General features: G+C 61.6%; 22 protein-coding genes. 19 read left to right on the top strand and 3 right to left on the bottom strand.

Annotated features, from left to right (window positions below):
- Positions 1 to 6: 6 nt before the first annotated feature.
- Entirely contained in the window at positions 7 to 759 is a 753-nt protein-coding gene (locus AC097L_RS16690) for a hypothetical protein (RefSeq protein ID WP_479587745.1), read from the bottom strand.
- A 51-nt stretch (positions 760 to 810) separates the two neighbouring features.
- Complete coding sequence (locus AC097L_RS16695) at positions 811 to 1,149, bottom strand: DUF7709 family protein (RefSeq protein WP_479587657.1); 339 nt, start codon at positions 1,147 to 1,149, stop codon at positions 811 to 813.
- Between the two features lie 161 nt (positions 1,150 to 1,310).
- Between AC097L_RS16695 and mnmG the strand changes: the two genes are divergently transcribed.
- The 12 genes from mnmG (at position 1,311) to AC097L_RS16755 (ending at position 12,464) form a co-directional block, all read left to right on the top strand.
- On the top strand, positions 1,311 to 3,296 hold the full coding sequence (gene mnmG / locus AC097L_RS16700; RefSeq protein WP_479587658.1) for a tRNA uridine-5-carboxymethylaminomethyl(34) synthesis enzyme MnmG: 1,986 nt from the start codon (positions 1,311 to 1,313) through the stop codon (positions 3,294 to 3,296).
- Positions 3,293 to 3,931 (top strand): 16S rRNA (guanine(527)-N(7))-methyltransferase RsmG, encoded by a 639-nt coding sequence (gene rsmG / locus AC097L_RS16705; protein ID WP_479587659.1) that lies wholly within the window; start codon positions 3,293 to 3,295, stop codon positions 3,929 to 3,931. The genes mnmG and rsmG overlap by 4 nt, the downstream gene beginning before the upstream one ends.
- Before the next feature lie 181 nt (positions 3,932 to 4,112).
- The gene (locus AC097L_RS16710) at positions 4,113 to 4,727 is read left to right on the top strand and encodes a LysE family transporter (protein WP_479587660.1); all 615 of its coding nucleotides are present in this window, start codon (positions 4,113 to 4,115) and stop codon (positions 4,725 to 4,727) included.
- 14 nt (positions 4,728 to 4,741) lie between these two features.
- A complete protein-coding gene (locus tag AC097L_RS16715; RefSeq protein ID WP_479587661.1) occupies positions 4,742 to 5,509 on the top strand; it encodes a ParA family protein in 768 nt (255 codons plus the stop codon).
- Between the two features lie 64 nt (positions 5,510 to 5,573).
- Complete coding sequence (locus tag AC097L_RS16720; protein WP_479587662.1) at positions 5,574 to 6,107, top strand: RBBP9/YdeN family alpha/beta hydrolase; 534 nt, start codon at positions 5,574 to 5,576, stop codon at positions 6,105 to 6,107.
- Between the two features lie 13 nt (positions 6,108 to 6,120).
- On the top strand, positions 6,121 to 7,041 hold the full coding sequence (locus AC097L_RS16725; protein WP_479587663.1) for a ParB/RepB/Spo0J family partition protein: 921 nt from the start codon (positions 6,121 to 6,123) through the stop codon (positions 7,039 to 7,041).
- A gap of 4 nt (positions 7,042 to 7,045) precedes the next feature.
- Positions 7,046 to 7,762 (top strand): class I SAM-dependent methyltransferase, encoded by a 717-nt coding sequence (locus AC097L_RS16730; protein ID WP_479587664.1) that lies wholly within the window; start codon positions 7,046 to 7,048, stop codon positions 7,760 to 7,762.
- 174 nt (positions 7,763 to 7,936) lie between these two features.
- Positions 7,937 to 9,424, top strand: a complete 1,488-nt coding sequence (locus AC097L_RS16735) for a COG3014 family protein (protein WP_479587665.1) — start codon at positions 7,937 to 7,939, stop codon at positions 9,422 to 9,424.
- A gap of 53 nt (positions 9,425 to 9,477) precedes the next feature.
- Entirely contained in the window at positions 9,478 to 9,864 is a 387-nt protein-coding gene (locus AC097L_RS16740; protein WP_479587666.1) for a YcfL family putative periplasmic lipoprotein, read from the top strand.
- Positions 9,865 to 9,886: 22 nt separating this feature from the next.
- Entirely contained in the window at positions 9,887 to 10,486 is a 600-nt protein-coding gene (lpoB, locus tag AC097L_RS16745) for a penicillin-binding protein activator LpoB (RefSeq protein WP_479587667.1), read from the top strand.
- Between the two features lie 9 nt (positions 10,487 to 10,495).
- Positions 10,496 to 11,377: a hypothetical protein gene (locus AC097L_RS16750; protein WP_479587668.1), complete on the top strand. Its 882-nt coding sequence runs from the start codon at positions 10,496 to 10,498 to the stop codon at positions 11,375 to 11,377.
- Between the two features lie 175 nt (positions 11,378 to 11,552).
- Positions 11,553 to 12,464: an alpha/beta hydrolase gene (locus tag AC097L_RS16755; protein WP_479587669.1), complete on the top strand. Its 912-nt coding sequence runs from the start codon at positions 11,553 to 11,555 to the stop codon at positions 12,462 to 12,464.
- Between the two features lie 2 nt (positions 12,465 to 12,466).
- Here the strand turns inward: AC097L_RS16755 and AC097L_RS16760 are convergent, their stop codons facing one another.
- Positions 12,467 to 13,891 (bottom strand): FAD-binding oxidoreductase, encoded by a 1,425-nt coding sequence (locus AC097L_RS16760; RefSeq protein WP_479587670.1) that lies wholly within the window; start codon positions 13,889 to 13,891, stop codon positions 12,467 to 12,469.
- Positions 13,892 to 14,062: 171 nt separating this feature from the next.
- Here AC097L_RS16760 and AC097L_RS16765 point away from each other — a divergent pair, with 171 nt between their 5' ends.
- The 7 genes from AC097L_RS16765 to AC097L_RS16795 all read left to right on the top strand — a co-directional run bounded on the left by AC097L_RS16765 (position 14,063) and on the right by AC097L_RS16795 (position 23,079).
- On the top strand, positions 14,063 to 14,623 hold the full coding sequence (locus AC097L_RS16765) for a restriction endonuclease subunit S domain-containing protein (protein WP_479587671.1): 561 nt from the start codon (positions 14,063 to 14,065) through the stop codon (positions 14,621 to 14,623).
- Between the two features lie 179 nt (positions 14,624 to 14,802).
- Positions 14,803 to 15,213: a hypothetical protein gene (locus AC097L_RS16770; protein WP_479587672.1), complete on the top strand. Its 411-nt coding sequence runs from the start codon at positions 14,803 to 14,805 to the stop codon at positions 15,211 to 15,213.
- Positions 15,214 to 15,258: 45 nt separating this feature from the next.
- On the top strand, positions 15,259 to 16,812 hold the full coding sequence (locus AC097L_RS16775; protein ID WP_479587673.1) for a type I restriction-modification system subunit M: 1,554 nt from the start codon (positions 15,259 to 15,261) through the stop codon (positions 16,810 to 16,812).
- Entirely contained in the window at positions 16,809 to 17,663 is an 855-nt protein-coding gene (gene dinD / locus AC097L_RS16780) for a DNA damage-inducible protein D (protein ID WP_479587674.1), read from the top strand. Before AC097L_RS16775 ends, dinD begins: the two co-directional genes overlap by 4 nt.
- Positions 17,664 to 17,787: 124 nt before the next feature.
- The gene (locus AC097L_RS16785; RefSeq protein WP_479587675.1) at positions 17,788 to 18,978 is read left to right on the top strand and encodes a restriction endonuclease subunit S; all 1,191 of its coding nucleotides are present in this window, start codon (positions 17,788 to 17,790) and stop codon (positions 18,976 to 18,978) included.
- A gap of 86 nt (positions 18,979 to 19,064) precedes the next feature.
- Positions 19,065 to 22,388, top strand: a complete 3,324-nt coding sequence (locus AC097L_RS16790; protein ID WP_479587676.1) for a type I restriction endonuclease subunit R — start codon at positions 19,065 to 19,067, stop codon at positions 22,386 to 22,388.
- Complete coding sequence (locus AC097L_RS16795; RefSeq protein ID WP_479587677.1) at positions 22,381 to 23,079, top strand: M48 family metallopeptidase; 699 nt, start codon at positions 22,381 to 22,383, stop codon at positions 23,077 to 23,079. The genes AC097L_RS16790 and AC097L_RS16795 overlap by 8 nt, the downstream gene beginning before the upstream one ends.
- Positions 23,080 to 23,117: the final 38 nt, after the last annotated feature.

Consider the following 23,117-nt stretch of genomic DNA (forward strand, 5'->3'; position numbering starts at 1 on the left):
GGTTTTTCAGTGTTTGAGTAGCCGTTTGGACGCGATCTGGACGGCGATGGCGGCCAGGGTGGCCATGGCGAATGGCCACAGTGGTGCCGCTTGCGGCAAGGCGATGGCCAGGGTAAAGCAAAACGCCACAAAGGCGTACAAGCCCGTGACCATCGCCCGGAGCAGGGCCGCGGCAAATGCCGGGCCCTGGCTACGGTGCGAGAAGACGGCCAGTACCAGGCCCAGGATAGGAAAAACGGCCAGCAAGCCGCTCCACTGAGAACCCACGTAGCCTGCACTGAGGGTGACCACCAGCGTCAGCAATGCCCCCGCCAGCATGCGTCCACCCAGTTCAACCGAACCGATGGAACGGGTACTCACTTTCCCGAGGTGGCGTGGAAAGTAACGGGGTGCCGCAGCCAGAGTGAGCAGCGCAAGCACCAGCGCCATGGTGGGTTCCAGCGGGCGAACCGACAGACATAGCGCAGCCACGCCCCAGGCCAGCAGACCCACAACCGCGCATATCCACCAGGGCAGGCGTTGCGCCGCGTGGGCGTAGGCCAGGCTGAAAGCGACCGAAGCAAACACCGCCGACAGCGATGCCACTGCCGCATGGGCCGCGAACAACGCACCATGGTCTGTGGCCAGAAAAAACAGAATGGGGCCCGCGACTACCGGCAGACCCGCCAACCACCCGGCGACCGACGGCCCCCAACGTTTGCCTGCCAGTGACACCAAGAGCAAAAACGAAGGGACGAGGAAGAGCTTTAAAGCCAGCACGGGGTGGTGTTTCAAAAGAAGGGAGAGGCCACCCCATGGGGAAGGCCGGGTTTAGCGGGGTTTCGACTGTGCCGCCAAATAGGCCTTAGCCTTCAACCCCACAAACTGCCGCCCCGGGTTGCTGCCGCTGCACCATTCTTCGGGGCTGAACAAGGTAAACAGGCCAATCTGGGCCAGGGTGGGAATGGCCTGTTCCAGCTCGCTTGCGATCTCGCCGCGTGCGTCTGCGCTGGCCGCGTTGTACAGCGCCACGTTGTGCAGCATGGCGGCGACGGTGCCGGTCTGTACCTGGCTGCCGTCGTGCAAAGTGACGCGGTGCAGGGTTTCGCCAGCCGCCAGAATCTTCTGGTTGACGCGGGCCAGGATGATGGCTTCGGTAGAGGAGGGCATGGGTTTCCTTTCAGCGATGGCGGTACGCCAATGATAAGAGCCGGTGTTGCCGCAGGAAACCAGGGGGTTTATTAAAATGCTGGATTCCCCACCTGCCCGTGGACCCGCTATTTTGGCGCGGTCTGCCAGTGCTGGGGCTGGCACTGACAGAGGAAGAGCGTATGTTGTACCCCCAAGAATTTGATGTGATCGTGGTTGGCGGTGGCCATGCCGGCACCGAGGCCGCGCTGGCCGCTGCGCGCATGGGCCTTAAGACCCTGCTGCTGACGCACAACATCGAGACGCTGGGCCAGATGAGCTGCAACCCGTCCATCGGCGGCATCGGCAAGGGGCATTTGGTCAAAGAGGTGGATGCGCTGGGCGGGGCCATGGCCTTGGCCACCGACGAGGGCGGCATCCAGTTCCGCATCCTCAATTCCAGCAAAGGCCCGGCCGTGCGCGCCACGCGGGCCCAGGCCGACCGGGTGCTGTACAAGGCCGCCATCCGCCGCATGCTGGAGAACCAGCCCAACCTGTGGCTGTTCCAGCAGGCGGTGGACGATTTGATGGTGGAATCGGACGGGACTGGCGACCGGGTGGTGGGCGCGGTGACGCAGGTGGGCGTGCAGTTCCGCAGCCGCACCGTGGTGCTGACGGCGGGCACGTTTTTGGACGGCAAGATCCACGTCGGCCTGAACAACTACGCCGCAGGCCGCGCGGGCGACCCACCGGCCGTATCGCTGAGCGCCCGGCTTAAAGAACTCAAGCTGCCCCAGGCCCGCCTGAAAACTGGCACGCCGCCGCGCATCGATGGCCGCAGCATCGACTACAGCCAACTCGAAGAGCAGCCCGGCGACGGCATGCCCGGCGGCATGGGCGCGCAGATTCCGGTGTTCAGCTTCATGGGCAACCGGGCGATGCACCCGCAGCAGATGCCGTGCTGGATCACCCACACCAATGCGCGCACGCACGAGATCATCCGCGCGGGCTTTGACCGTAGCCCCATGTTCACCGGCAAGATCGAGGGCGTGGGACCGCGCTACTGTCCCAGCGTGGAAGACAAGGTAAACCGCTTTGCGGACAAAGACAGCCACCAGATTTTTCTGGAGCCCGAGGGTCTGAACACCCACGAGATCTACCCCAACGGCATCTCCACCAGCCTGCCGTTTGACGTGCAGTACGACCTGGTGCGCTCCATGAGGGGCATGGAAAACGCCCACATCCTGCGCCCCGGCTACGCCATCGAATATGACTACTTCGACCCGCGCAGCCTCAAGAGCAGCTTTGAAACCCGCCAGATTAGCGGCCTGTTTTTCGCCGGGCAGATCAACGGCACCACTGGCTACGAAGAAGCCGCTGCCCAGGGCCTGTTCGCCGGGATCAACGCCGCACTGCAGTGCCGGGGCGAATCGTCCTGGCTGCCAGGCCGCGACCAGGCTTATCTGGGCGTGCTGGTAGACGACCTGATCACCAAGGGCGTGACCGAGCCCTACCGCATGTTCACCAGCCGCGCCGAGTTCCGCCTGCAACTGCGCGAAGACAACGCCGACATGCGCCTCACCGAAATGGGCCGCAACATGGGCCTGGTGGACGACGCCCGCTGGGAGTCGTTCAACCGCAAGCGTGAAGCTGTTTCACGTGAAACAGAGCGCCTGCGCAGCCTGTGGATCAGCCCCAAGAACCTGGCGGTGGCCGAAGCCGAGCGCGTGCTGGGCAAAGCCATCGAACACGAATACAGCCTGGCCGAATTGCTGCGCCGCCCGGACGTGCACTACGACGGCCTCATGTCGCTGGCCGGGGCCAAGTTTGCCGTGCCCGAGTTCGCCCCCGGTGTTCCACGTGAAACAGCCGAGGCCGACTTTGTGGCCGCGGTGCTGGAGCAGGTGGACATCAACGCCAAGTACTCTGGCTACATCGAGCGCCAAAAGTCCGAGATCGACCGCGCCGCCCACTATGAACACCTGAAGATCCCCGCCGACCTGGACTACCTACAGGTCAGCGCCCTGAGCTACGAGGTGCGCCATACCTTGAGCAAACACCGGCCCGAAACCCTGGGCCTGGCCTCGCGCATGTCCGGCGTAACCCCCGCGGCCATCTCACTGTTGCTGGTGCATTTGAAGAAACTGGGCTGGAAGGACCGGCCGACGGTGGAGGAGGCGGTTGCATGAGCGATCGCCTGGAGATACTGACCCGCAGCACCGCGCAGCTTGGCCTGGCTTTGTCGGACGCACAGCACCAGACCCTGCTGCGTTACCTGGACCTGATCCTGAAGTGGAACAAGGTTTACAACCTGACCTCCCTGCGTGACCCGGCCGAAGCGCTGACCCACCACCTGATCGACAGCCTGGCCGCCGTGCCGCCGCTGCTGCGCCATTTGGCTGGGCGTGCGGATGCCAAGCTGCTGGATGTAGGCTCCGGCGCAGGCCTGCCCGGCGTGGTGTTCGCCATCTGCTGCCCGCAGTTGCAGGTGCGCTGTGTCGATACTGTCGGCAAGAAGGCCGCATTTGTGCAGCAGGCCGCGCTGGAACTGAAGCTGCCCAATCTGCGCGGCGTGCATGCGCGGGTGGAAAGCCTGACCGAAAAGTTTGACGTGGTCAGCGCCCGGGCGTTTGCTTCGCTGGTCGACTTCACCACCTGGTCGGTCGGCGCGCTGGCCGGGCAGGGCGTGTGGCTAGCCATGAAGGCCAAGCACCCGGACGCAGAAATCGCTGCGCTGCCCGCTTCGGTAGAGGTGTTTCACGTGGAACAACTGATGGTGCCGGGCCTGGACGCAGAGCGTTGCATTATCTGGATGCGTAACTAGGCACACCCCCAGGCTACACACTTCGTGTTTTCGCCAACCCCCTTGCAGGGGGCAACACCAGCAGCCTGGCAAAGCCAGTTCTGCGGTGTTTCTGGAAGGCGTGCGTTCTGGCCGAGATATGGATGATGGACGTTAAAACCCTGTCGCGTAAACTCCCCTCCTCACACGCGAGGAGTTCTCCATGTTCGGCATTGCAAATTACGGCGCGTTCGTCGTGGCCATCATCGTTTTTCTGATGATTCCCGGCCCGGGTAATTTGGCGCTGATCACCTCCACCAGCAAAGGTGGCATCCGTGGCGGCCTAGCCGCCACGTTGGGCGTGATCCTGGGTGACCAGGTGCTGATGTGGACGGCAGTGGCCGGAGTGGCAGCATTGCTAGCCAGCTACCCCGCGGCGTTTGCGGCGGTGCAGTGGCTGGGCGCGGCCTACCTGGCCTACCTGGGTGGCAAGATGCTGCTGGCCAAGGCGGGCGATGCGCCCATTTTGAACATCAAGCCGTCCCACTTTCTGCGCCAGGCCCTGGTCATCACCCTGCTGAACCCCAAGGCCATCGTGTTCTACATGGCGTTCTTCCCGCTGTTTGTGGACCCGGCCCACCACCAGGGCCTGCTGACTTTTGCGGTGATGGCGTTGACCATTGCCGCGCTGACCTTTGTCTACGGTCTGGTCGCCACGCTGTTGACCCATTTTCTGGCCGAGCGCATGCGTGCGAACCCGGTCGTGTCCCGCGTGCTGAACAAGCTGGCGGGCGTATTCCTCATTGGCTTTGGCGTGAAGCTGGCGCTGTCTAAATAATTTGAAAGTGCCGCATGGCTAAAGTTTTTTGTGTTGCCAACCAAAAGGGTGGGGTCGGCAAAACCACCACCACCGTGAACCTGGCCGCCGGTCTGGCCAAGGTGGGGCAGCGCGTGCTGATGATCGACCTGGACCCGCAGGGCAACGCCACCATGGGCTCGGGCGTGGACAAGCGCACGCTGGAACTCACGGTGTACGACGTGCTGCTTGAATCCAGTAGCATTGCCGAAGCCCGCGTGCAGGCCGAAAAATGCGGCTATGACGTGCTCGGCTCCAGCCGCGAACTCAGCGGGGCCGAGGTGGAGCTGGTGACCATGGAGCGCCGCGAAAAACGCCTGCAGGCCGCCATCGCTGCGGTGTCTGCCGAATATGACTTTGTGCTGATCGACTGCCCGCCGTCCTTATCGATGCTGACGCTGAACGGCCTGTGCGCCGCCAATGGTGTGATCGTGCCCATGCAGTGCGAGTACTTTGCGCTGGAAGGCCTGACGGACCTGGTCAACACCATCAAGCAGGTGCACGCCAACCTGAACAAAGACCTGCAGATCATCGGCCTGCTGCGCGTGATGTTCGACCCGCGCATTACCCTGCAGCAGCAGGTGAGCGACCAGCTCAAGGCCCACTTTGCCGACAAGGTGTTCAACACCGTGATCCCGCGCAATGTGCGCCTGGCCGAAGCGCCCAGCTACGGCCTGCCCGGCGTGGTGTTTGACCCCGCAGCCAAGGGCAGCGTGGCCTACATCGAATTCGCACAGGAAATGGTCGATCGCATTAAAACCTGAATTTATAAAAAATAGGCCGTCCGTGCTGATCCCATCAGCGTAAGCAGCTCTTAATTCAATAGCAATGACACACCCTCGCGTTCTGCTCCTTCCAGGCTGGTACAACTCCGGCCCCGGCCATTGGCAAACCTTGTGGGAAGCCCAGTTTGGCGACCTGCGGGTAGAGCAACACGACTGGTTAACGCCGCTGCGCGGCGACTGGATCACCCGCCTGGAAGACGTGGTGCAGGAACAGGATGGCCCCGTGTGGCTGGCCGCGCATAGCCTGGGCTGCCATTTGGTGGCCGCGTGGGCGGCGGTGTCCCGCAGCACGGCCAAGGTGCAGGGGGCGCTGTTGGTGGCACCGCCCGATACGGCGCAGTCGGACTATCCGCCACAGCTCCACCGTTGGGCTGTGCCGGTGCTGGGCCAGCTGCCGTTTGCATCCACGCTGGTGGCCTCTACCGATGACCCGTACTGCAGCCTGGAAGCCGCCCAAAAGCTGGCCCGCCACTGGGGTGCGGCGCTACACAACATCGGCCCGCGCGACCATATCAGTGCCGATTCCGGCCTGGGCGACTGGCCACATGGCAGGGCGCTATTGCTCGTAAACATTTAGAAAGCACAAGACTATGGCAACCCCCAAACGCAAAGGCCTGGGCATGGGCCTGGATGCCCTGCTCGGCCCCAAGGTCGTCGATCCCACACCGCTGGAAACCGGCTTGCCCACGGTCTTGCTGCTGGGCGACCTGGTGCCCGGCCAGTACCAGCCGCGCACCCGGATGGACGAGGGCGCGCTGTACGAGCTGGCCGAGAGCATCAAGGCCCAGGGCATCATGCAGCCGATTTTGGTGCGCCAACTTAGCCGCGGCGATAACGCAGGCAAGTACGAGATCATCGCCGGGGAGCGCCGTTTCCGCGCTGCCCGCATCGCCGGGCTGGACCGCGTGCCGGTGCTGGTACGCGACGTGCCGGACGAATCTGCCGCCGCCATGGCCCTGATCGAAAACATCCAGCGCGAAGACCTGAACCCGCTGGAAGAAGCCCAAGGTTTGCAGCGCCTGGTGAAAGAATTTGGCCTGACGCACGAGCAGGCCGCGCAGGCGGTGGGCCGTTCGCGCAGTGCCGCCAGCAACCTGCTGCGCTTGCTGAACCTGGCCGACCCGGTGCAGACCATGCTGATGGCGGGCGACCTGGACATGGGCCACGCCCGCGCCCTGTTGGCCCTGGACCGGGCCACGCAGATCAGCGCGGGCAGCCAGATCGCCGCCAAGAAAATGTCGGTGCGCGAGGCTGAGGGCCTGGTCAAAAAGCTCAGTGCCGAGTTCTCGCTCACCCCTTCGCCCAAGGCCGCCAAAGAGAAGTCGCGCGACCTGAAACGGGTGGAAGAAGAGCTGTCGGACCTGCTGATGGCCGAGGTGGACATCCGCATCAAAAAGCGCGTCAAACGCCACGGCAAGTTCGAGGAAATGGGCGAAGTGGTGCTGCAGTTTGGCTCGCTGGACGAGCTCAACGGCCTGGTCGAGAAACTCACGCGCAGCGCGGCGCACTGAACCGGTGTTGCGCTGGCCCCTGCCCGCATTGCTCGCCTGGGGCGGTGCCTGGGCGCTGTTCACCACGCTGCTGCAACTGGGCCTGCCCGGCATCGCCGCTTTGCTGCTGGCCACCGCTGCCGGGGCGGCCTGCAGTCTGTTGGGCAACACCTGGTGGCGGCGCGGGCTGATTGCGGCGGGGTTTCCGCTGTCGTTGGCGCTGTCCGGCACGGTGGCCCTACCCGCCTGGACCTGGTTGCTGCCACTAGCCTTGCTGCTGCTGGTCTACCCGCTGAATGCCTGGCGCGATGCCCCGCTGTTTCCCACGCCTACCCGCGCCTTGCAGGGCCTGGCGGCGCCGATTCCTTTGCCCGAAGGTGCGCTGGTACTGGATGCCGGGTGCGGACTGGGCCACGGCCTGCAGGCATTGCGACTGGCCTACCCGCAGGCCCGCCTGCACGGCCTGGAGTGGAGCTGGCCGCTGCGCGCCGTGTGTGCCTTGCGCTGCCCCTGGGCCCGCGTGCGGCAAGGCGACATCTGGCGCGCCAACTGGGCTCCTTATGCGTTGGTGTATTTGTTCCAGCGACCGGAAAGCATGGCCCGCGCCCTGGCCAAGGCCCAGGCGCAAATGCAGCCTGGAAGCTGGTTGGTGAGTTTGGAGTTTGACGTGGCGGGGGTGGTGCCCACCGGGCGGCTGCAGGCCCCGGACGGACGGGCGGTGTGGTTGTACCGGGTGCCATAACGCCTTGGTTTTTGCCCTCTAAAAGGGGGATGCGACAGGGGGGTGGGGTGGCTAGAATCGTGGGCGATTTCTTTACAAAAAGAATCGTTTGCATACGAATTCTTTACTTTGACCCTTCCGGGTTTCTTTTTCTTTCGCCAGCCAGCGGCTGTGCCCCGTTCTCAAGGAAACACCATGTTCACCCTCTCCCGTGGATCAACGGCGCTGGCGTTGGCCTTAACGCTCACTGGCTGCGCCAATATGCAAAGCCATGACAAAAAAATGGGCGAAATGGCTACCGCATCCCGCTCTGGTGGACTGCCTGCGGCGATTGCCCAGCTGGAGTCCACTGCAAAATCCGAAGAAGAAAAAACCGCGCTGCTCTACAACCTGGAGCGCGGCGAGCTGCTGCGCATGAACCGCCAGTACGAAGACAGCACCAACGCTTTTTTACTGGCCGACATCCAGGTCAAAAACTGGGAAGAATCGGCCAAAACCAACCCCCAAAAACTGTTGGGCACGGCGGGTGCCGCGCTGATCAGCGAGCGGCTCAAGGTGTACGAAGGCCAGGACTATGAAAAGGTCTGGCTGACCACCCGGCTGGCACTGAACCGGGTGGCCGCAGGTGACTTCGAAAATGCCCGGGTGGACATCAAACGCACCCACGAGCGCGAAGCCGTGATTGCCGAGTTCCGTGCCAAAGAAACCGTGGCCGCGGAGGACGAAGCCAAGTCCAAAGGGATTAGCAGCCAGGGCAAAGAGCTCAATGGCTACCCCGTCGAAACCCTGAACGACCCCGAAGTGCTGGCCCTGAAAAACGGTTACCAAAACGCCCTCAGCCATTACCTGGCGGGCTTTTTGTACGAAGCCATGAACGAATCCGGCCTGGCCGCGCCTGGCTACCGCAAGGCCATCGAGCTCAAACCCAACACCGCCGTGCTGGAAGAGGGCCTGCGCGGACTGGACAACCGCACCGGTTTCACCCAGCGCCGCCGCCAAAAAATGACCGACGTGCTGTTTATCGTCGAAGCTGGCAATGCCCCGGCGCGCAAGCCCACGGCGTTCACCATTCCGGTGCCGGTCGGAGGCTCAATCCGTACCGTCAGCATTTCTTACCCGGTGATTGCGCCGTCCAACGAGCCCTTGCTGGGCACCATGACCGTGGGGGGCACCGCCTTCCCGCTGGAAAAAGTGGTGGACGTGAATGTGATGGCCCGGCGTGCGCTGAAGGACGAAATGCCGGGCATGGTGTTTCGCGGGGTGACCCGTGCCGTCGTCAAAGGCGTGGCGCAAGACCAGTTGCAAAAGGTGGGCGGCATTTTTGGTGCGGTGGTGGGCTCCCTGGGGTCGGTGCTGACCGAGCAGGCCGATGACCGGCTGTGGCGCATGCTACCCAGCCGGGTGTATGTGGCGCGCGGCTACCTGCCGCCCGGCGAGCACACGGTCAGCATCAATGGCCAGAACCTGAACGTAAAGGTCGCCATCGACGGCCAGTACGCCTTGGTGCCTTTGCGCTTGTATGAAAACACCACCTTGGTGGGCAATATCGGCATGTTTGGCAAGCTGCCCACCGTGGCGGTGGCCCCGCTACCCGAGCCTGCCAAAGACATGGCGGTTACCGCCAAACCTGCAGCCAAGAGCCCTGCCAAGCCTGCTGCCAAAAAACCGGTAGCCACCAATTAAGGCCCGGGCGGACACTGCCGCCGTTGTAACACCCATTTTTAAAGGAAGTGACTATGTTGTACCGAACCCTGCTGGCCTGTGCCGCATGCCTGGCCCTGAGCGCCCAGGCACAGACCCAGACCCAAGACCCCGGCACCCCTGCCGCCGTGGCCGCCAAAGTGGCGCTGCGCGGGGAGTCGCAAGGCGTGCGCGTGAGCGAAATGCGCATCACCCGCCCGAACGACATTTTGGTGGTGCAGGCGGACCTGGCCAATGCCGAGCGCGGTGACCGCACCGTGTTCTACCGTTTCCGCTGGCTCGACAGCGTGGGCAACCAGGTGGGCGATGGCGAATCCTGGAAGCAGCTGGGCGTAATGGGCCTGGGCCAGCAAACTGTCAAAAGCGTGGCGCCTACCGGTGCAGCCACCGATTTCCGCCTGGAAATGAACGTTAACAAATAAGCTATTTTTAGAAAGTACAGCCATGAAAACATACCGTCTACTCGCCCTGAGCGCACTGGCCAGCGTGCTGGTTTTGGCTGGTTGCCAAGTTTCGTCCCCCGTGGTGCGGTTCGACCGCCAGGTCAATTACGGCGATGCCAAGGCCGTCGAGCTGGTGACCAATGAATTTGGCTCCACCGACCTGCAAATGATTGCCGAGAAAATGACCGGTGGCCTGCTGGAAACCGGCATCTTCCAGGGCCGCCCCACGGTCACCATTTCCACTGTCAAAAACAAGACCAGCGAGTACATCGACACCACCAACGTGATGAACTCGATCCAGACCACGCTGGTCAAGTCGGGCAAGGTGCGCTTCACCCGGTCCATCAATGAAATGCAGGCCGGTGTGGACGAGTTGCAGCGCCAGAACCAGAGCGGCTTGTACAAGCAAAACTCGACCGCCAAGATCGGCCAAATGACCGCGGCCAAGTACAGCCTGGAAGGCGAGCTGACCAGTATCGTCAAGCAAAACGCCAACACCAAGGATGTGTTCTACAAGTTCACCCTGAAGATGTTTGACGTGCAGGAAGGCACGATCGAATGGCAGGACGAAAAAGAAATTCGCAAAACCAGCAAACGTTAAGGAGCCACCATGCAACGCCGTAACGCTATTTTTGCGGTCTCCGCCGTGTTTTTGGGCCTGGCCCTGGCGGCTCCCGCCCAAGCCCAAACCCCGGTCAAGATTGCCGTCACCGACCTGGCCTACACCCAGGCCGTGGCGCAGTACTTTGAAGCCGCCACCTACCAGGCCAGCAGCCAGTTGAACGCCAACCGCAACAGCCTGTCGGCCTCCGAGCAGTCCAGCGGCACCTACGTGGCGGGGCGTTACAGCTACCTGGAGCAGCGCGAGCTGGGCTCCTACACCAACGACATCAAGGGCGCGCTGCTGCGTGGCACGGTGTTCCATGTGGTGCAGGGCAAGGGCTTTGATGCCGGTTCACCCCAGCCGACCAAGGCTGAGCAGGTATTGGGGCAGCTCCAAACCGGAAAAATGGCCAAACCCGTGCGCCAGCCCGAGGTGAAAGACATCATTGCGCGCATCCGCAAGGGCGAATTCAATGGGGCCGACTACGTGCTGTTTGGCACCCTGTCCAGCGCCGAATTCCGCGACAGCGTATCGCCCCTGCAAGGCACCAGCAGCGCCAGCCACCAGTTCACCCTGGACATCCTGGCCGACTTTTCGCTAATCAGCACCAAAACCTTCGAGATCAAATCAGCCTTCTCGGCCCAGGGCGCGGGCAACGACACCAAGCTGCTGTCCAGCCGGGGTGACATTGCGCCGCCCAACCGCGCCAAGGTGATGCGTGAAACCTCGCAGACCTTGGCCGCCAGCGTCTACGAGCAACTCACCGACCAGTTGGGCTACAGCGACCCCAACATGGCCCGTGGCGTGCGCCAACCTATGCAGCAAGGCCAACCCATGCAGGTACAGCCGATGCAGCAACCGCAACCCCAGGCCATCATCCTGAAGTGATGACTAGTCACACCCCCAGGCTGCAGTGCTGCGCATCTTTCGCCAACCCCCCTCGCATCGGTTTGCCAAAACCGATGCGACACGCAGGGGGCAACACCAGCAGCCTGGCTAAGCCAGTTCTGCGGTGTTTCTGGTGGAAGCTCATTTTGTCTGCGCCTGAGAGGTAGTAGCTAAAGTGTCTAAGTTTGCTGTTTGGGCGGCGGGTGTGCTCATCGGGGGCTGCGTGCAAGCGCAGCCCCTTTTTACGTCTGGCACGTTGCCCGGCCTGACCGCCGCTTATCCAGTGCCCGTTTTGCAGCGCGAGGCGCTGGAGCCCCCGTTGCGCTACCGCGTCATCGTGCTGCCCGGCTCAGGCTGTTCGGGCATGGCTCCCATCGCCACGCGCTACTTTGCGGGTTTGCTGCACGCCCAGGTACTGGTGTTGCACAAACCCGGTGTGGACCTGTACGCCGGGCCAACACCCACCACCTGCCCACCCGGTTTCGTCCAGCGCGACAGCCTGGCCCGCTGGCAAGCCCAGGCCCGTGCCGCCTTGCGTGCCGATGCCCTGGCGCGTGCAAATGTGCCCCCCGTGCCTCAGCTGCTGGTGGGCATCTCCGAGGGGGCCGAGCTGCTGCCCGGCCTGGCGGCCGAAGTGCCGCACCTGGCCGGGCTGGTGCTGTTGTCGGGCTCCGGGCTGGACCCGTTGCAGGCAGGGGTCATGCAAGCCCAGCGCCAGGGTCAACTCGCCGCCTGGCAGGCATTGGATGCCGCGCAAAGCTCGGACGCGCCCGACAGCACTCTGCACCAAGGCCGCACCTTGCGTTATTGGCGCGACCTGTGGCGCTGGCCGGTGGCGGGGCCGCTGCTGGAGGCACCTTGGCCGATTTTGCAAGCCTGGGGCGATGCCGATGCCCTGGTGCCTCCCGAGGCCTACCTGCGCTTTGCCGAACGTGCTGCGGGCCGCGCTGCGCCCTTTTGTGCGCTGCGCATTCTCGGGGCCGATCACGGTTTGCAGCAGCCGGGCGCCGATGGCGTACAGCGCCTGTGGGCCTGGTTGGAGAACTGGGGGCGTACGCCGCAGGCGGGGCTGTGCGGCCCGGCCTGACATCAGATTCTGAAAATCTTCCCCGGATTCAGGATGTTCAGCGGGTCCAGTGCCTGCTTGATGGCGCGCATCATGGCCACCGCGCCATCCCCGGCTTCGGTCACCAAAAACTCCATCTTATGCAGGCCGATGCCGTGCTCGCCGCTGCAGGTGCCGTCCAGCGCCAGGGCGCGGGTCACCAGGGCGTGGTTCAGCACCTCGGCTTTCTCCCGTTCCTCGGCGCTGTCCGGGTCGATCAAATAGCCGAAGTGGAAGTTGCCGTCGCCCACGTGGCCGACCAGAAAGTAGGGGATGCCGGACGCATCCGCCTCGGCCACCGAGTCCAGCAGGCAGTCGGCCAGGCGCGAGATGGGCACGCAGGTGTCGGTGGAGATGGCTTTGCAGCCCGGGCGCGACTGCACGGCGGCAAAGTAGGCGTTGTGCCGCGCCGTCCACAGGCGGGTGCGCTCCTCGGGCGTGCTGGCCCACTCAAAAGCCTGGCCGCCATGGTCGGAGGCAATCTCTTGAACCAGCTCGGCCTGCTCTTTCACCCCGGTGGGCGAGCCGTGGAACTCCATCAGCAGCAGCGGTTCTTCGCGAAGGCCCAGTTTGGCGTAGGCGTTGACCATGCGCACGGTGTTCGCGTCGATCAGCTCCACCCGGGCGATGGGCACGCCGAGCTGGATCACCTGGATGGTGGTGCGCACCGCGGCTTCGATGCTGGGGAACGAGCAAATAGCCGCTGAAATTGCCTCGGGCAGCGGGTAGATTTTCAGGGTGACTTCGGTGACCACGCCCAGCGTGCCCTCGCTGCCCACCATCAGCCGCGTGAGATCGTAGCCCGCGCTGGACTTTTTGGCGCGGGTGCCGGTGCGGATAACTTCGCCGCTGGCCGTCACCACCTCCAGCGCCAGCACGTTTTCGCGCATGGTGCCGTAGCGCACGGCGTTGGTGCCGCTGGCGCGGGTGGCGCACATGCCGCCGATGCTGGCATCCGCGCCGGGGTCGATGGGGAAGAACAGGCCGGTGTGCTTGATGGCCTCGTTGAGCTGCTTGCGCGTGACACCAGGCTGTACGGTGACCGTCAGGTCGTCGGCATCGATGCGAAGGATGGCGTGCATGCGGCCCACATCCAGGCTGATGCCGCCTTGCACCGCCAGCAAATGCCCTTCCAGCGACGAGCCCACGCCGAAGGGGATGACCGGCACCGCGTGGGCGGCGGCCAGCCGCACCGCATCGGCCACGTCGGCCGTGCTCTCGGCAAATACTACGGCGGCGGGCGGTGGCACCGAGAACGCCGACTCGTCGCGCCCATGGTGTTCGCGCACCGCCAGCGCCGTGCTCAACTGCGCGCCGAAGCGGGTTTGCAGGGCATCGACCAGGGCTGGTGGCACCTCGCGGATGGTCAGGGTGGGCAGCAGGTGTTGGGATGCGCTGGGAGCGTTCATGGGCTGTCTTTCCGGTGTAGTTGAGATTTTGACCTGATAGAACGCAATAGCTGTTGTTGTGATTTGTTCCTGTGTTAAAAATTACTGCAGTATTGCTAATTACTGCAATATTTAGTGTTATTTATAGCTATAATTTACGGTATGAGCAGTGTAGTTAACAAACTCTCCGATATGATGGAGTTGCAATTAGGGCATTCGTTTCGCCAATCATTGACGGATGAGCCGATGGGTAGCGTACGTGTTGTGGCTACCGTGCAGGGGGATGGTGACGTGTTGACGGCGGATGTTGAGTTGCCCCGCATCACCTTTGAGGGCAATGTGCCCAAGCTGCAATTGCAGGTGGGCGATGTGCTCTTTCGCCCGCGCGGCGCGAGCACCAAGGCCATCTACGTGGAGTCTGTGCAAGCCCCTTGCATTTTTGCGGCACCCTTGGTGCGCATGCGGGTGTTAGATCGCCAACGTCTCGACGGTTGGTATTTGCAATGGGTGTTGAACTCGCCCCAGGTACAGCGTGACATCAACGCCCAAGCGCGGGGCTCCATGATTTTGATGGTGTCTTTGCAGAGTCTGCGAGACATTGTCATACCCATACCTTCGATGCAAGTGCAGCAGAGGATTGTGGAAATTGCACGCTTGCAACGTGAAGAGCGTGCCTTGTCTGCAAAGCTGGCAGAGGAAACACATCGCTATACAGAACAAGTTCTTTGGGCGGCGGCCCAAAAAGTCCGGTGACATGGGGTTATCGGAAAAAGTGAAGGCCAGAGTGTTACGAGCACCCCAGCCTTCTGACTACGCAACGCCAAACCCCTTGGAAAGGAAAAGCAATGGCAATCAACCGCGAATTTTACCCCTCGAAAAACTTGGGTCGCTGTGCTCTCAATGCGCGTAGCAAGCGCTGAAAGGACACACGAATGGCACATATTTCACACAGTAGCATCCAGCAAGTGGGTGCGGGAAACATCATTCAACTCGTTGGGGCATCCCATGACGAAGGTAAACCCCTGTCTCATTGCACATGCGAAGAACTCCAGCAAGAAGTTACTGCTCGACGCCAATTGCTTAGACAAGAGCGGCAGCGCCAATGGTTCCTCGTACTCAAGTTGCTCGCGTGGCTCTTATCGGGTGGCGGTGCAACTTGGTTAACAACCCAATCGCTACCTTGGATGCACTGGCTATCACTCATACTGATTTTCGGTGGAGTACTTGTCCCCGGCATGGCACTCTATGCGCTGAGCCAGAAGGGTGAAAGTGAATTCGCGCAGCGTCAAATTGCCACATTGAGAGAGATTTCCTACCTCTTGCGGGAAAAGGGTTCTGCCTGACCTAAGCAATTCCGCCCGGCACACGCCGGGCGGCACCAAAACACCATGACCGAAACCACCACACCCCAAGACATCTTCCGCAAGGCCTGGGCCGTTTGCAACACTTTTCGCGGCACCATCGACCCCGCCCAGTACAAGGACTACATCCTTACCACGATGTTCCTCAAGTACATCAGCGACGTGTGGCATGACCACTACGACAGCTACGAAAAAAAGTACGGCAAAGACCCCGAGCGCATTGCCCGCCTCATGGAGCGCGACCGCTTTGTGCTGCCCATGGTCACCCTCACCGACCCCAAAACCAAGAAGGTGCTCGACACGTTCCGCGCCGACTTCAACAGCCTGTGGGAACGGCGCGGCACGCCCAACATTGGTGAGCTGATTGACATCACCCTGCGCCATATTGCCGAAGCCAACCACGATCGCCACAAGCTCGACGAAGTCTTTAAAAACATCGACTTCAACACCGACCGTCTGGGCGATACCAAAGAGCGCAATGGCCGTCTCAAAACCATGCTGGAAGACTTTGCCGACCTGGACCTGAGCCCCAGCCGCGTGAATGAAGACGTGATTGGCAACGCATACATCTACCTCATCGAGCGCTTTGCGTCGGACGCGGGCAAAAAGGCCGGCGAGTTCTACACCCCCATGGCTGTCTCGCGTTTGCTGGCCGTGCTAGCCAACCCGCAACCCGGCATGCGCATTTGCGACCCCGCTTGCGGGTCGGCGGGCCTGTTGCTGGAAGCGGCCACCGCCGTGGGCAACCGCAACGTGTCGCTGTATGGCCAGGAGCTCAACCAAAGCACCTACGCCTTGGCGCTGATGAACATGTTCATCCACGGCTTCGACTCCGCCCGCATCGAACGTGGCGACAGCCTGCGCAACCCGCTGCTGGTGGAAAACGACCGCCTCTTGCGCTTTGACATCGTAGTCGCCAACCCCCCGTTCAGCCTGGACAAATGGGGCGTGGACGACGCCGAACACGACCGCTACAACCGCTTCTGGCGTGGTTTGCCGCCCAAGAGTAAGGGCGACTACGCCTTCATCAGCCACATGGTTGAAGTGGCTCTGCCCCAGCGCGGCCGCATCGCCGTTGTGGTGCCACACGGCGTGCTGTTCCGTGGCGGGGCCGAAGGCCGCATCCGCCAGCGCTTGATTGAAGACAATTTGCTGGACGCGGTGATCGGCTTGCCCGGCAACCTGTTCCCCACCACCAGCATCCCGGTGGCTATCTTGCTGTTCGACCGCGCCCGTGAGCGTGGCGGCGAGCGCGAGGCGGAAGACCATGTGCTGTTCGTGGATGCCAGCAGCCAGTTCAGCCCCGCCAAGACCAAGAACCAGATGGAAGAGTCGCATATCCAGCACATCGTGGCCGCCGTGCGGGCTCGCCAGGGCGTGGACAAATTCGCCAGCCTGGTCAGCCGCGCAGCCATTGCTGAGAACGACTACAACCTCAACATCCCCCGCTATGTGGATACGTACGAGGAAGAGGCGCAGATTGACCTGGCACAGACTGAGCGTGACATTGACCGCCTGGAAGCCGAGCTGGCTGCCGTGCGCGTGAAGATGAAGCTGCATTTGAAGGAGTTGGGACTATGAGCCGCACGTTGAAACCCACCGGCCCACAAGCCGCTTTTGAAGACATTCGCCGTACGGGGCCGAACGGTGCTGAGTACTGGACTGCCCGGGAGTTGGCCCCCTTGCTCGACTATCCCCAATACCGCAATTTTCAGCCGGTCATTGAAAGAGCCAAAGAGGCTTGCCACCAGAGCGGCTACGACGTGGCAAACCATTTTGCGGATATCCGCAAAATGGTTGACATTGGCTCCGGTGCGCAGCGCCCTGTGGAGGATGTGCAGCTCACCCGCTACGCCTGCTATCTCATCGTCCAAAACGGCGACCCCAGCAAACCCGTCATCGCCCATGGGCAAACCTACTTTGCGCTGCAAACCCGCAAGCAGGAACTCAGCGATGCTGCCAAGTTCAGTGAACTGTCCGAAGACGAGCGCCGCCTGGCCATCCGCAACGACCTGGTCGAGCACAACAAAGCCCTCTCGTCCGCAGCCAAAGGCGCGGGCGTAGAGACGCCCATCGACTACGCCATCTTCCAGGACCATGGCTACAAAGGCCTCTACGGCGGCTTGGGTGCCAAAGACATCCACGCGGTCAAGGGCCTGAAGAAGAGCCACAAAATCCTCGACCACATGGGCAGCACCGAACTAGCGGCCAACCTGTTCCGTGCCACGCAGACCGAAGAAAAGCTCAAGCGCGAAGGCATCCAGGATAAGACCCAGGCCAACCGAACCCACCACGAAGTGGGTTTCAAGGTGCGCCAAACCATCAAGGAGCTGGGTGGCACCATGCCCGAGAAAATGCCGGTGCCAGATAAAAGCATTCAACAGATTGAGCGTGAAAAGGCGAAGCAGTTGCCGGGGAAGGGGCGGGCATGAAGACGCAATGCAAGGACGGGGCAACTATTAAGCAATATTTAATAGTTGCCCGGAAAGCCGCATGGGGCTTGGGGTTTGAAAAACAGACAGCTGTTGGAATTGTCCTCAAGATTGGTGCAAACACATGAAGACGATTTCGTTGGGCAAGATCGCAAATGTGGCGACAGGCGGCACCCCGGTTCGAGACACCCTTGAATATTGGGGTGGTTCGATTCCTTGGGTGGGCACGGGTGAGATTGACTTCAGCATTATTCAGTCACCCACGGATTACCTCACCCAGAAGGGGCTCGATGCGTCTGCAGCTAAGTTGCTGGCCAAAGGCACACTCTTGATGGCCATGTATGGTCAAGGCGCAACGCGTGGCAAGGTGGGCATTTTGGGGTTTGATGCGGCGACGAATCAAGCCTGCGCGGCCATCACGCCGAAAGACGGGCTGATTGAGTCGGAGTTTCTTTTTCACGTTCTCGAAGCCAGCTACACGCGAATTCGACGACTGAGCAACATCGGTGGGCAAGACAACCTGAACACCACGCTGATCCGCGAAATACCTATCCCTGTGCTCGCCAAGGCAGAGCGTGAAACGGTTGTTACCGCTGCGCGCGAGTGGGCAGAGGGAATTCAAAAAACCGAAGCGTTGCTCTCTGCCCTCGAACGCCGCAAACAAGGCCTTATGCAGCAACTGCTGACCGGGCGCAGGCGTTTGACGGGGTTTACGGGGAAATGGAAGCAGGTTCGCGTCGGTTCGTTTGCCAGCGACTACCGCAGCATCAACACCACGGGTCAAGCGTTGCCGGTGCTGTCTTGCACCAAGTACGCAGGCTTGGTGGACTCGCTCCAGTACTTCAATAAGCAGGTGTTCAGCGAGAACACCACCACCTACAAGATCGTCCAGCGCGGGCAGTTCGTGTACGCCACGAACCACATTGAAGAGGGCTCTATCGGCTACCAGGATTTGTGCGACGCGGCTTTGGTTAGCCCGATGTACACGGTGTTCGAGTCGGATGCTGCTGTGGTCAATCACCAGTTTCTGTACATGCTTTTGAAGACGGAAGCCATGCGCCGGGTGTTTGAAGCCACCACGCATTCATCGGTAGACCGCCGTGGTAGCTTGCGGTGGCCCGAGTTTGCCAAACTCAAGATCCACATTCCGCCCATACCGGAGCAGGAGCGAATCGTGGAAGTGTTGACAACGGCCTCGCGAGCCGTTGACTTGGCGACGCAGCAGCTTGGCGAGCTCAAAACCCAAAAACGCGCCCTCATGCAAAAGCTGCTCTCCGGCGAATGGCGCTTGCCCGAAGCACCTGCACAGGGCTAATTTGTAAGCAAAATAGGCCTCTAGCGCAGGAATAACGTGCGCAATTAGCTATCAAAATAGTAGCAAATCAAAATCTACTGCCCACCATGACCACAGCCCCCACCGCCAGCCCGCCGCCGGACCCGGACTTTGACCCCAGCGAGGTCATGTCCAGCCAGGCCCCGGCCTTGCAATTACTGCTGGCCATGGGCTGGCAGTACCTGAGCCCGGCTAAGGCGCGCCAGTTGCGCGGGCCGCGCTTGCTCAATGTAGTGTTGGACGATGTGCTGCGCGATGCGCTCAAGCGCATCAACCGCATCCATACCACCACGGGCGAGCATCTTTTCAGCGAGGAAAACCTGAGCACGGCCATCCAGCGGCTCAAAAGCGTGCCCTACAGCGGCCTGCTGCGCACCAACGAGGCGGTGTACGACCTGCTGACCTTGGGCACCACGCTGGAGCAAACGATTGACGGCGACTCGCGCGGGCGCTCAATGCGCTTTATCGACTGGCAGCACCCGCTGGACAACAGCTTTCACGTCACGCCCGAGTTCGTGGTGCAGCGCAGCCGCAGCCAGAACACCGTTCGCTGCGACCTGGTGCTGTTTGTCAACGGCATTGCGCTGGCGGTCATCGAATGCAAGGCGCCCAACGTGGAGGTGGGGCAGGCGGTGGCGCAGTTGGTGGGTTACCAGGGCGAGAGCCAGGCACCGCATCTGTTTGTCATGGCGCAGGTGCTGTTGGCCATGAATGGGCACTCGGCCCGTGTAGGCACGGTGGGTAGTCCGGCCAAGTTTTGGTCTACCTGGCGCGAAGACTCAGAAGATGCAGCCATCGCGCGCATGCTGGCGCAGCCGCTACCGCGTGATGTGCAAGCCGATTTATTTGAGCTGTTACAGCGCCTGAGTGGCGCACGGGCACAGCCGGGTGTGGCGGAGGACGCGGCTCCGTACTTTGTAGCGCGCAGCGTCACGGAGCAAGACCGCACTGTGGCTGCGGTGCTGGCTCCTCAGTGTTTGCTGGCACTGGTGTTCCACTACACGGTGTTTGACGGTGGCGTGCGCAAAGTGGCGCGCTACCAGCAGGTGCGGGCCATTGACCGCATCATTGAGCGCATCAACCACTGGGAGAATTCGTCACACAGCACGCCGGCCGGTGCGCAACGCCGCACGGGCGGCGTGGTGTGGCACACGCAGGGCTCGGGCAAGTCGCTCACCATGGTGATGCTGGCGCGCCGCCTGGCGCTGCTGCCGGGGCTGGTGAACCCGCGCATCGTGCTGGTGACGGACCGGGACGATTTGGATAAGCAGATCGAGGGCACCTTCAAGACCTGTGGCCTGGAGCCCAAGCGCGCAAGCAGCGCCCGCGAGCTGCTGGCGCTGGTGCAAAGCCCAAAGGCGCAAATCATCACCACGCTGATCCAGAAGTTTGACCGTGTGGGCACGCTGGCCAAAAGCTTTGCCGTGGACTCGCACGATGTGTTCGTGCTGGTGGACGAGGGCCACCGCACCAACTTTGGCTCGCTGGCCGCCAAGATGCGCCTGCTGATGCCCAACGCCTGCTACATCGGCTTTACCGGCACACCGGTGACCCGGCGCGAGCGCAACACGCTCACGCGCTTTGGCGGGCTGATCGACAGCTACACCATGGATGAAGCCGTGCGCGACGGTGCGGTGGTGAAGCTGCTGTACGAAAGCCGCATGGTGGACGTGAAGCAAGACCAGGAGGCGATTGACAAATGGTTTGAGCGCCAGACGGCCGGGCTGACCGATGCGCAAAAGGGAGATTTGAAGCGCAAGTACGCTCGAGAAAAAATGATCCAACAGGCCAACCCTACGCTGTACATGCTGGCCTTTGACATCAGTGAGCACTATCGCATCACCTGGCAGGGCACGCCGTTCAAAGGGCAAGTAGTGGCCGCCAGCCGGGCGGCGGCCATCCAGCTCAAAGAGTACATCGACGAGATTGGCCACGTGAGCTGTGAGGTACTGATCTCTGGCCCCAACGCACGCGCTGAGCGTGATGACGTGGACGACGAACCCACCGAGGCGGTGCACCGCTTCTGGGACAAGATGATGAAGCGCCACGGCAACGAAGAGCAGTACAACAAGGCGCTGATCAACGCCTTCAAACATGGAGACACTCCGGAGCTGTTGATCGTCAAAGACAAGCTGCTGACTGGCTTTGACGCGCCGCGCAACCGGGTGCTGTACCTAACACGCCCGCTCAAGGAGCACACGCTGCTGCAAGCCATTGCGCGGGTCAACCGGCTGTACGAGGTGCCGGTGGATGTCCAGGATGACGAAGAGGGTGGCGAGCCTACGCGCGCCACCATCGAGAAAGACTTTGGCCAGATTATTGACTACGCGGGGGTGCTGGAGGCGCTGGACAAAGCCATATCCAGCTACCAGGCACTGGCCGGGTTTGATGAAAATGATTTGGCGGGCATGTTGGTGAGCATCCACACCGAAGTGGCGCAGCTGCCGCAGGCGCACGCCCATTTGCTGGAGCTGTTCCGCCAGGTGGCTAACCAGCGCGACACCAATGCCTACTTGGAAACGCTGCGCGATGACGAGGTACGGCATGACTTTTACGAGCGCCTGAGCGCCTTTGGCGGCCTGCTGCAACTGGCTTTGTCGAGCGAGCGGTTTTTGGCCACCGAGCCACAGAGCACCATTGACCGCTACAAGGCTGACATGCTGCGATTTGCCAAGCTCAAGCAGGCGGCGCAATTGCGCTTTGCCGATGCGGTGGACTTCAAGCGCGACTACGAGCCGCGCATCCGTAAGCTGCTGGACACGCATTTGCAGGCCAATGACGTGCTGGTACTCAAGACAGCGGTGAACATCTTGGACGACGCGGCTTTGAAGCGCGCCATCGACGAGCAAGACGCCACCACACCGGCTGCGCAGGCCGACATCATTGGCTTCAACACCAAGCGGGTGATTGAAGAGCGCATCAAGGTGGACCCGGCGTACTATGAGAAATTTTCTCGCATGATCCAGCAGGCGATTGACGACTACCGGGCCAAGCGCATCAACGAACTGGCGTATCTGCAAAAAGCCAAGGAAGTGCGCGCAGCGGTGCTGGACCGCCCGCGTGACGACATCCCCGTGGCCTTGCGCGGCAACGACCATGGCATTGCGCTGTTTGGGCTGGTGAAGAAGGTGTTTGATGAGATTGCGCCAACCGACCAAGGGGTGGAGCTGGCGCGGGAGACCGCGCAAACCGTGCTTGCGGTGCTGGCCACGCGTAACGTGGTGGACTTCTGGCGTAACCTGGATGCCATGAACCAGACCCGCATTGACCTGGACCACTTTTTGTACGACGTAGTGGGTGCAGAGCGCGGGGTCAAGCTGGGCACCGCACAGATGGACGCGATCATCGACCAGTCGCTGGCTTTGGCTAAAGCGCGGGGCATTAATGCTTAAAGACTACGGCGATGTACAGGTCTTGGCGACCGAGGCACGGCGCAAGACATTGTCCGTAGAAGTGCACCCGACGGGGCAGGTGGTGTTGCGCGCGCCAATGGGGTGCAGCGAAGAGCGCATTCGGGCCGTTTTGTCCAAGCGGGAGCGCTGGATTGCAGAGCAAAAGGCGTTCTTTCAGCGCTTTGAGCCGCGTACGCCACAGCGTGCCTGGGTTCTGGGAGAATCTCATTTGCACTTGGGCAAGCGCTATAAATTGCGAATCGAGCATGGCGCTGCGGAGGGGGTTTATTTGCGTAGTCTGGAGATGGTCGTATGCCTTAGGCCGGGCATGGATGCCATGCCTGAGCGGCTGCAAGCACTGGTGCTGCGTTGGCGGCATGAAGAAGCTAAGCTTGTGTTGGCCCGGCAACTGCAGCAGTGCTTGCGACACTATCGTTTCCGCGAATTTGAAGCGCCCCGCCTGCGCGTGCAGCTTCTAAGCAAACGCTGGGGCAGCCTGTCGCGGCAAGGCACCATGACCTTGCACAGTGGTTTGGTGCAAGCATCCGCAGCGTGTATTGACTATGTGGTCTACCACGAGCTATGCCATTTGGTGCACCCCAACCATTCCAGTGGATTTTTTACCTTGCTGGACGAGGTGTGTCCACATTGGGGCGCTCGCAAGCAGTTGCTGGAGGTGACGGTGCGGTAGTGTTTGTTATCGCTCTGTCGTTTAGATTTAAACCTTTT

It is taken from the genome of Rhodoferax sp. RT5P35 (genome assembly GCF_056521385.1).

Bases quoted from the DNA above. Each gene is read 5' to 3' on its own strand.
- AC097L_RS16695 (WP_479587657.1), bottom strand. From the start codon at position 1,149: ATGCCCTCCTCTACCGAAGCCATCATCCTGGCCCGCGTCAACCAGAAG.
- mnmG (WP_479587658.1), top strand. From the start codon at position 1,311: ATGTTGTACCCCCAAGAATTTGATGTGATCGTGGTTGGCGGTGGCCAT.
- rsmG (WP_479587659.1), top strand. From the start codon at position 3,293: ATGAGCGATCGCCTGGAGATACTGACCCGCAGCACCGCGCAGCTTGGC.
- AC097L_RS16710 (WP_479587660.1), top strand. From the start codon at position 4,113: ATGTTCGGCATTGCAAATTACGGCGCGTTCGTCGTGGCCATCATCGTT.
- AC097L_RS16715 (WP_479587661.1), top strand. From the start codon at position 4,742: ATGGCTAAAGTTTTTTGTGTTGCCAACCAAAAGGGTGGGGTCGGCAAA.
- AC097L_RS16720 (WP_479587662.1), top strand. From the start codon at position 5,574: ATGACACACCCTCGCGTTCTGCTCCTTCCAGGCTGGTACAACTCCGGC.
- AC097L_RS16725 (WP_479587663.1), top strand. From the start codon at position 6,121: ATGGCAACCCCCAAACGCAAAGGCCTGGGCATGGGCCTGGATGCCCTG.
- AC097L_RS16735 (WP_479587665.1), top strand. From the start codon at position 7,937: ATGTTCACCCTCTCCCGTGGATCAACGGCGCTGGCGTTGGCCTTAACG.
- AC097L_RS16740 (WP_479587666.1), top strand. From the start codon at position 9,478: ATGTTGTACCGAACCCTGCTGGCCTGTGCCGCATGCCTGGCCCTGAGC.
- lpoB (WP_479587667.1), top strand. From the start codon at position 9,887: ATGAAAACATACCGTCTACTCGCCCTGAGCGCACTGGCCAGCGTGCTG.
- AC097L_RS16750 (WP_479587668.1), top strand. From the start codon at position 10,496: ATGCAACGCCGTAACGCTATTTTTGCGGTCTCCGCCGTGTTTTTGGGC.
- AC097L_RS16760 (WP_479587670.1), bottom strand. From the start codon at position 13,891: ATGAACGCTCCCAGCGCATCCCAACACCTGCTGCCCACCCTGACCATC.
- AC097L_RS16765 (WP_479587671.1), top strand. From the start codon at position 14,063: ATGATGGAGTTGCAATTAGGGCATTCGTTTCGCCAATCATTGACGGAT.
- AC097L_RS16770 (WP_479587672.1), top strand. From the start codon at position 14,803: ATGGCACATATTTCACACAGTAGCATCCAGCAAGTGGGTGCGGGAAAC.
- AC097L_RS16775 (WP_479587673.1), top strand. From the start codon at position 15,259: ATGACCGAAACCACCACACCCCAAGACATCTTCCGCAAGGCCTGGGCC.
- dinD (WP_479587674.1), top strand. From the start codon at position 16,809: ATGAGCCGCACGTTGAAACCCACCGGCCCACAAGCCGCTTTTGAAGAC.
- AC097L_RS16785 (WP_479587675.1), top strand. From the start codon at position 17,788: ATGAAGACGATTTCGTTGGGCAAGATCGCAAATGTGGCGACAGGCGGC.
- AC097L_RS16790 (WP_479587676.1), top strand. From the start codon at position 19,065: ATGACCACAGCCCCCACCGCCAGCCCGCCGCCGGACCCGGACTTTGAC.
- AC097L_RS16795 (WP_479587677.1), top strand. From the start codon at position 22,381: ATGCTTAAAGACTACGGCGATGTACAGGTCTTGGCGACCGAGGCACGG.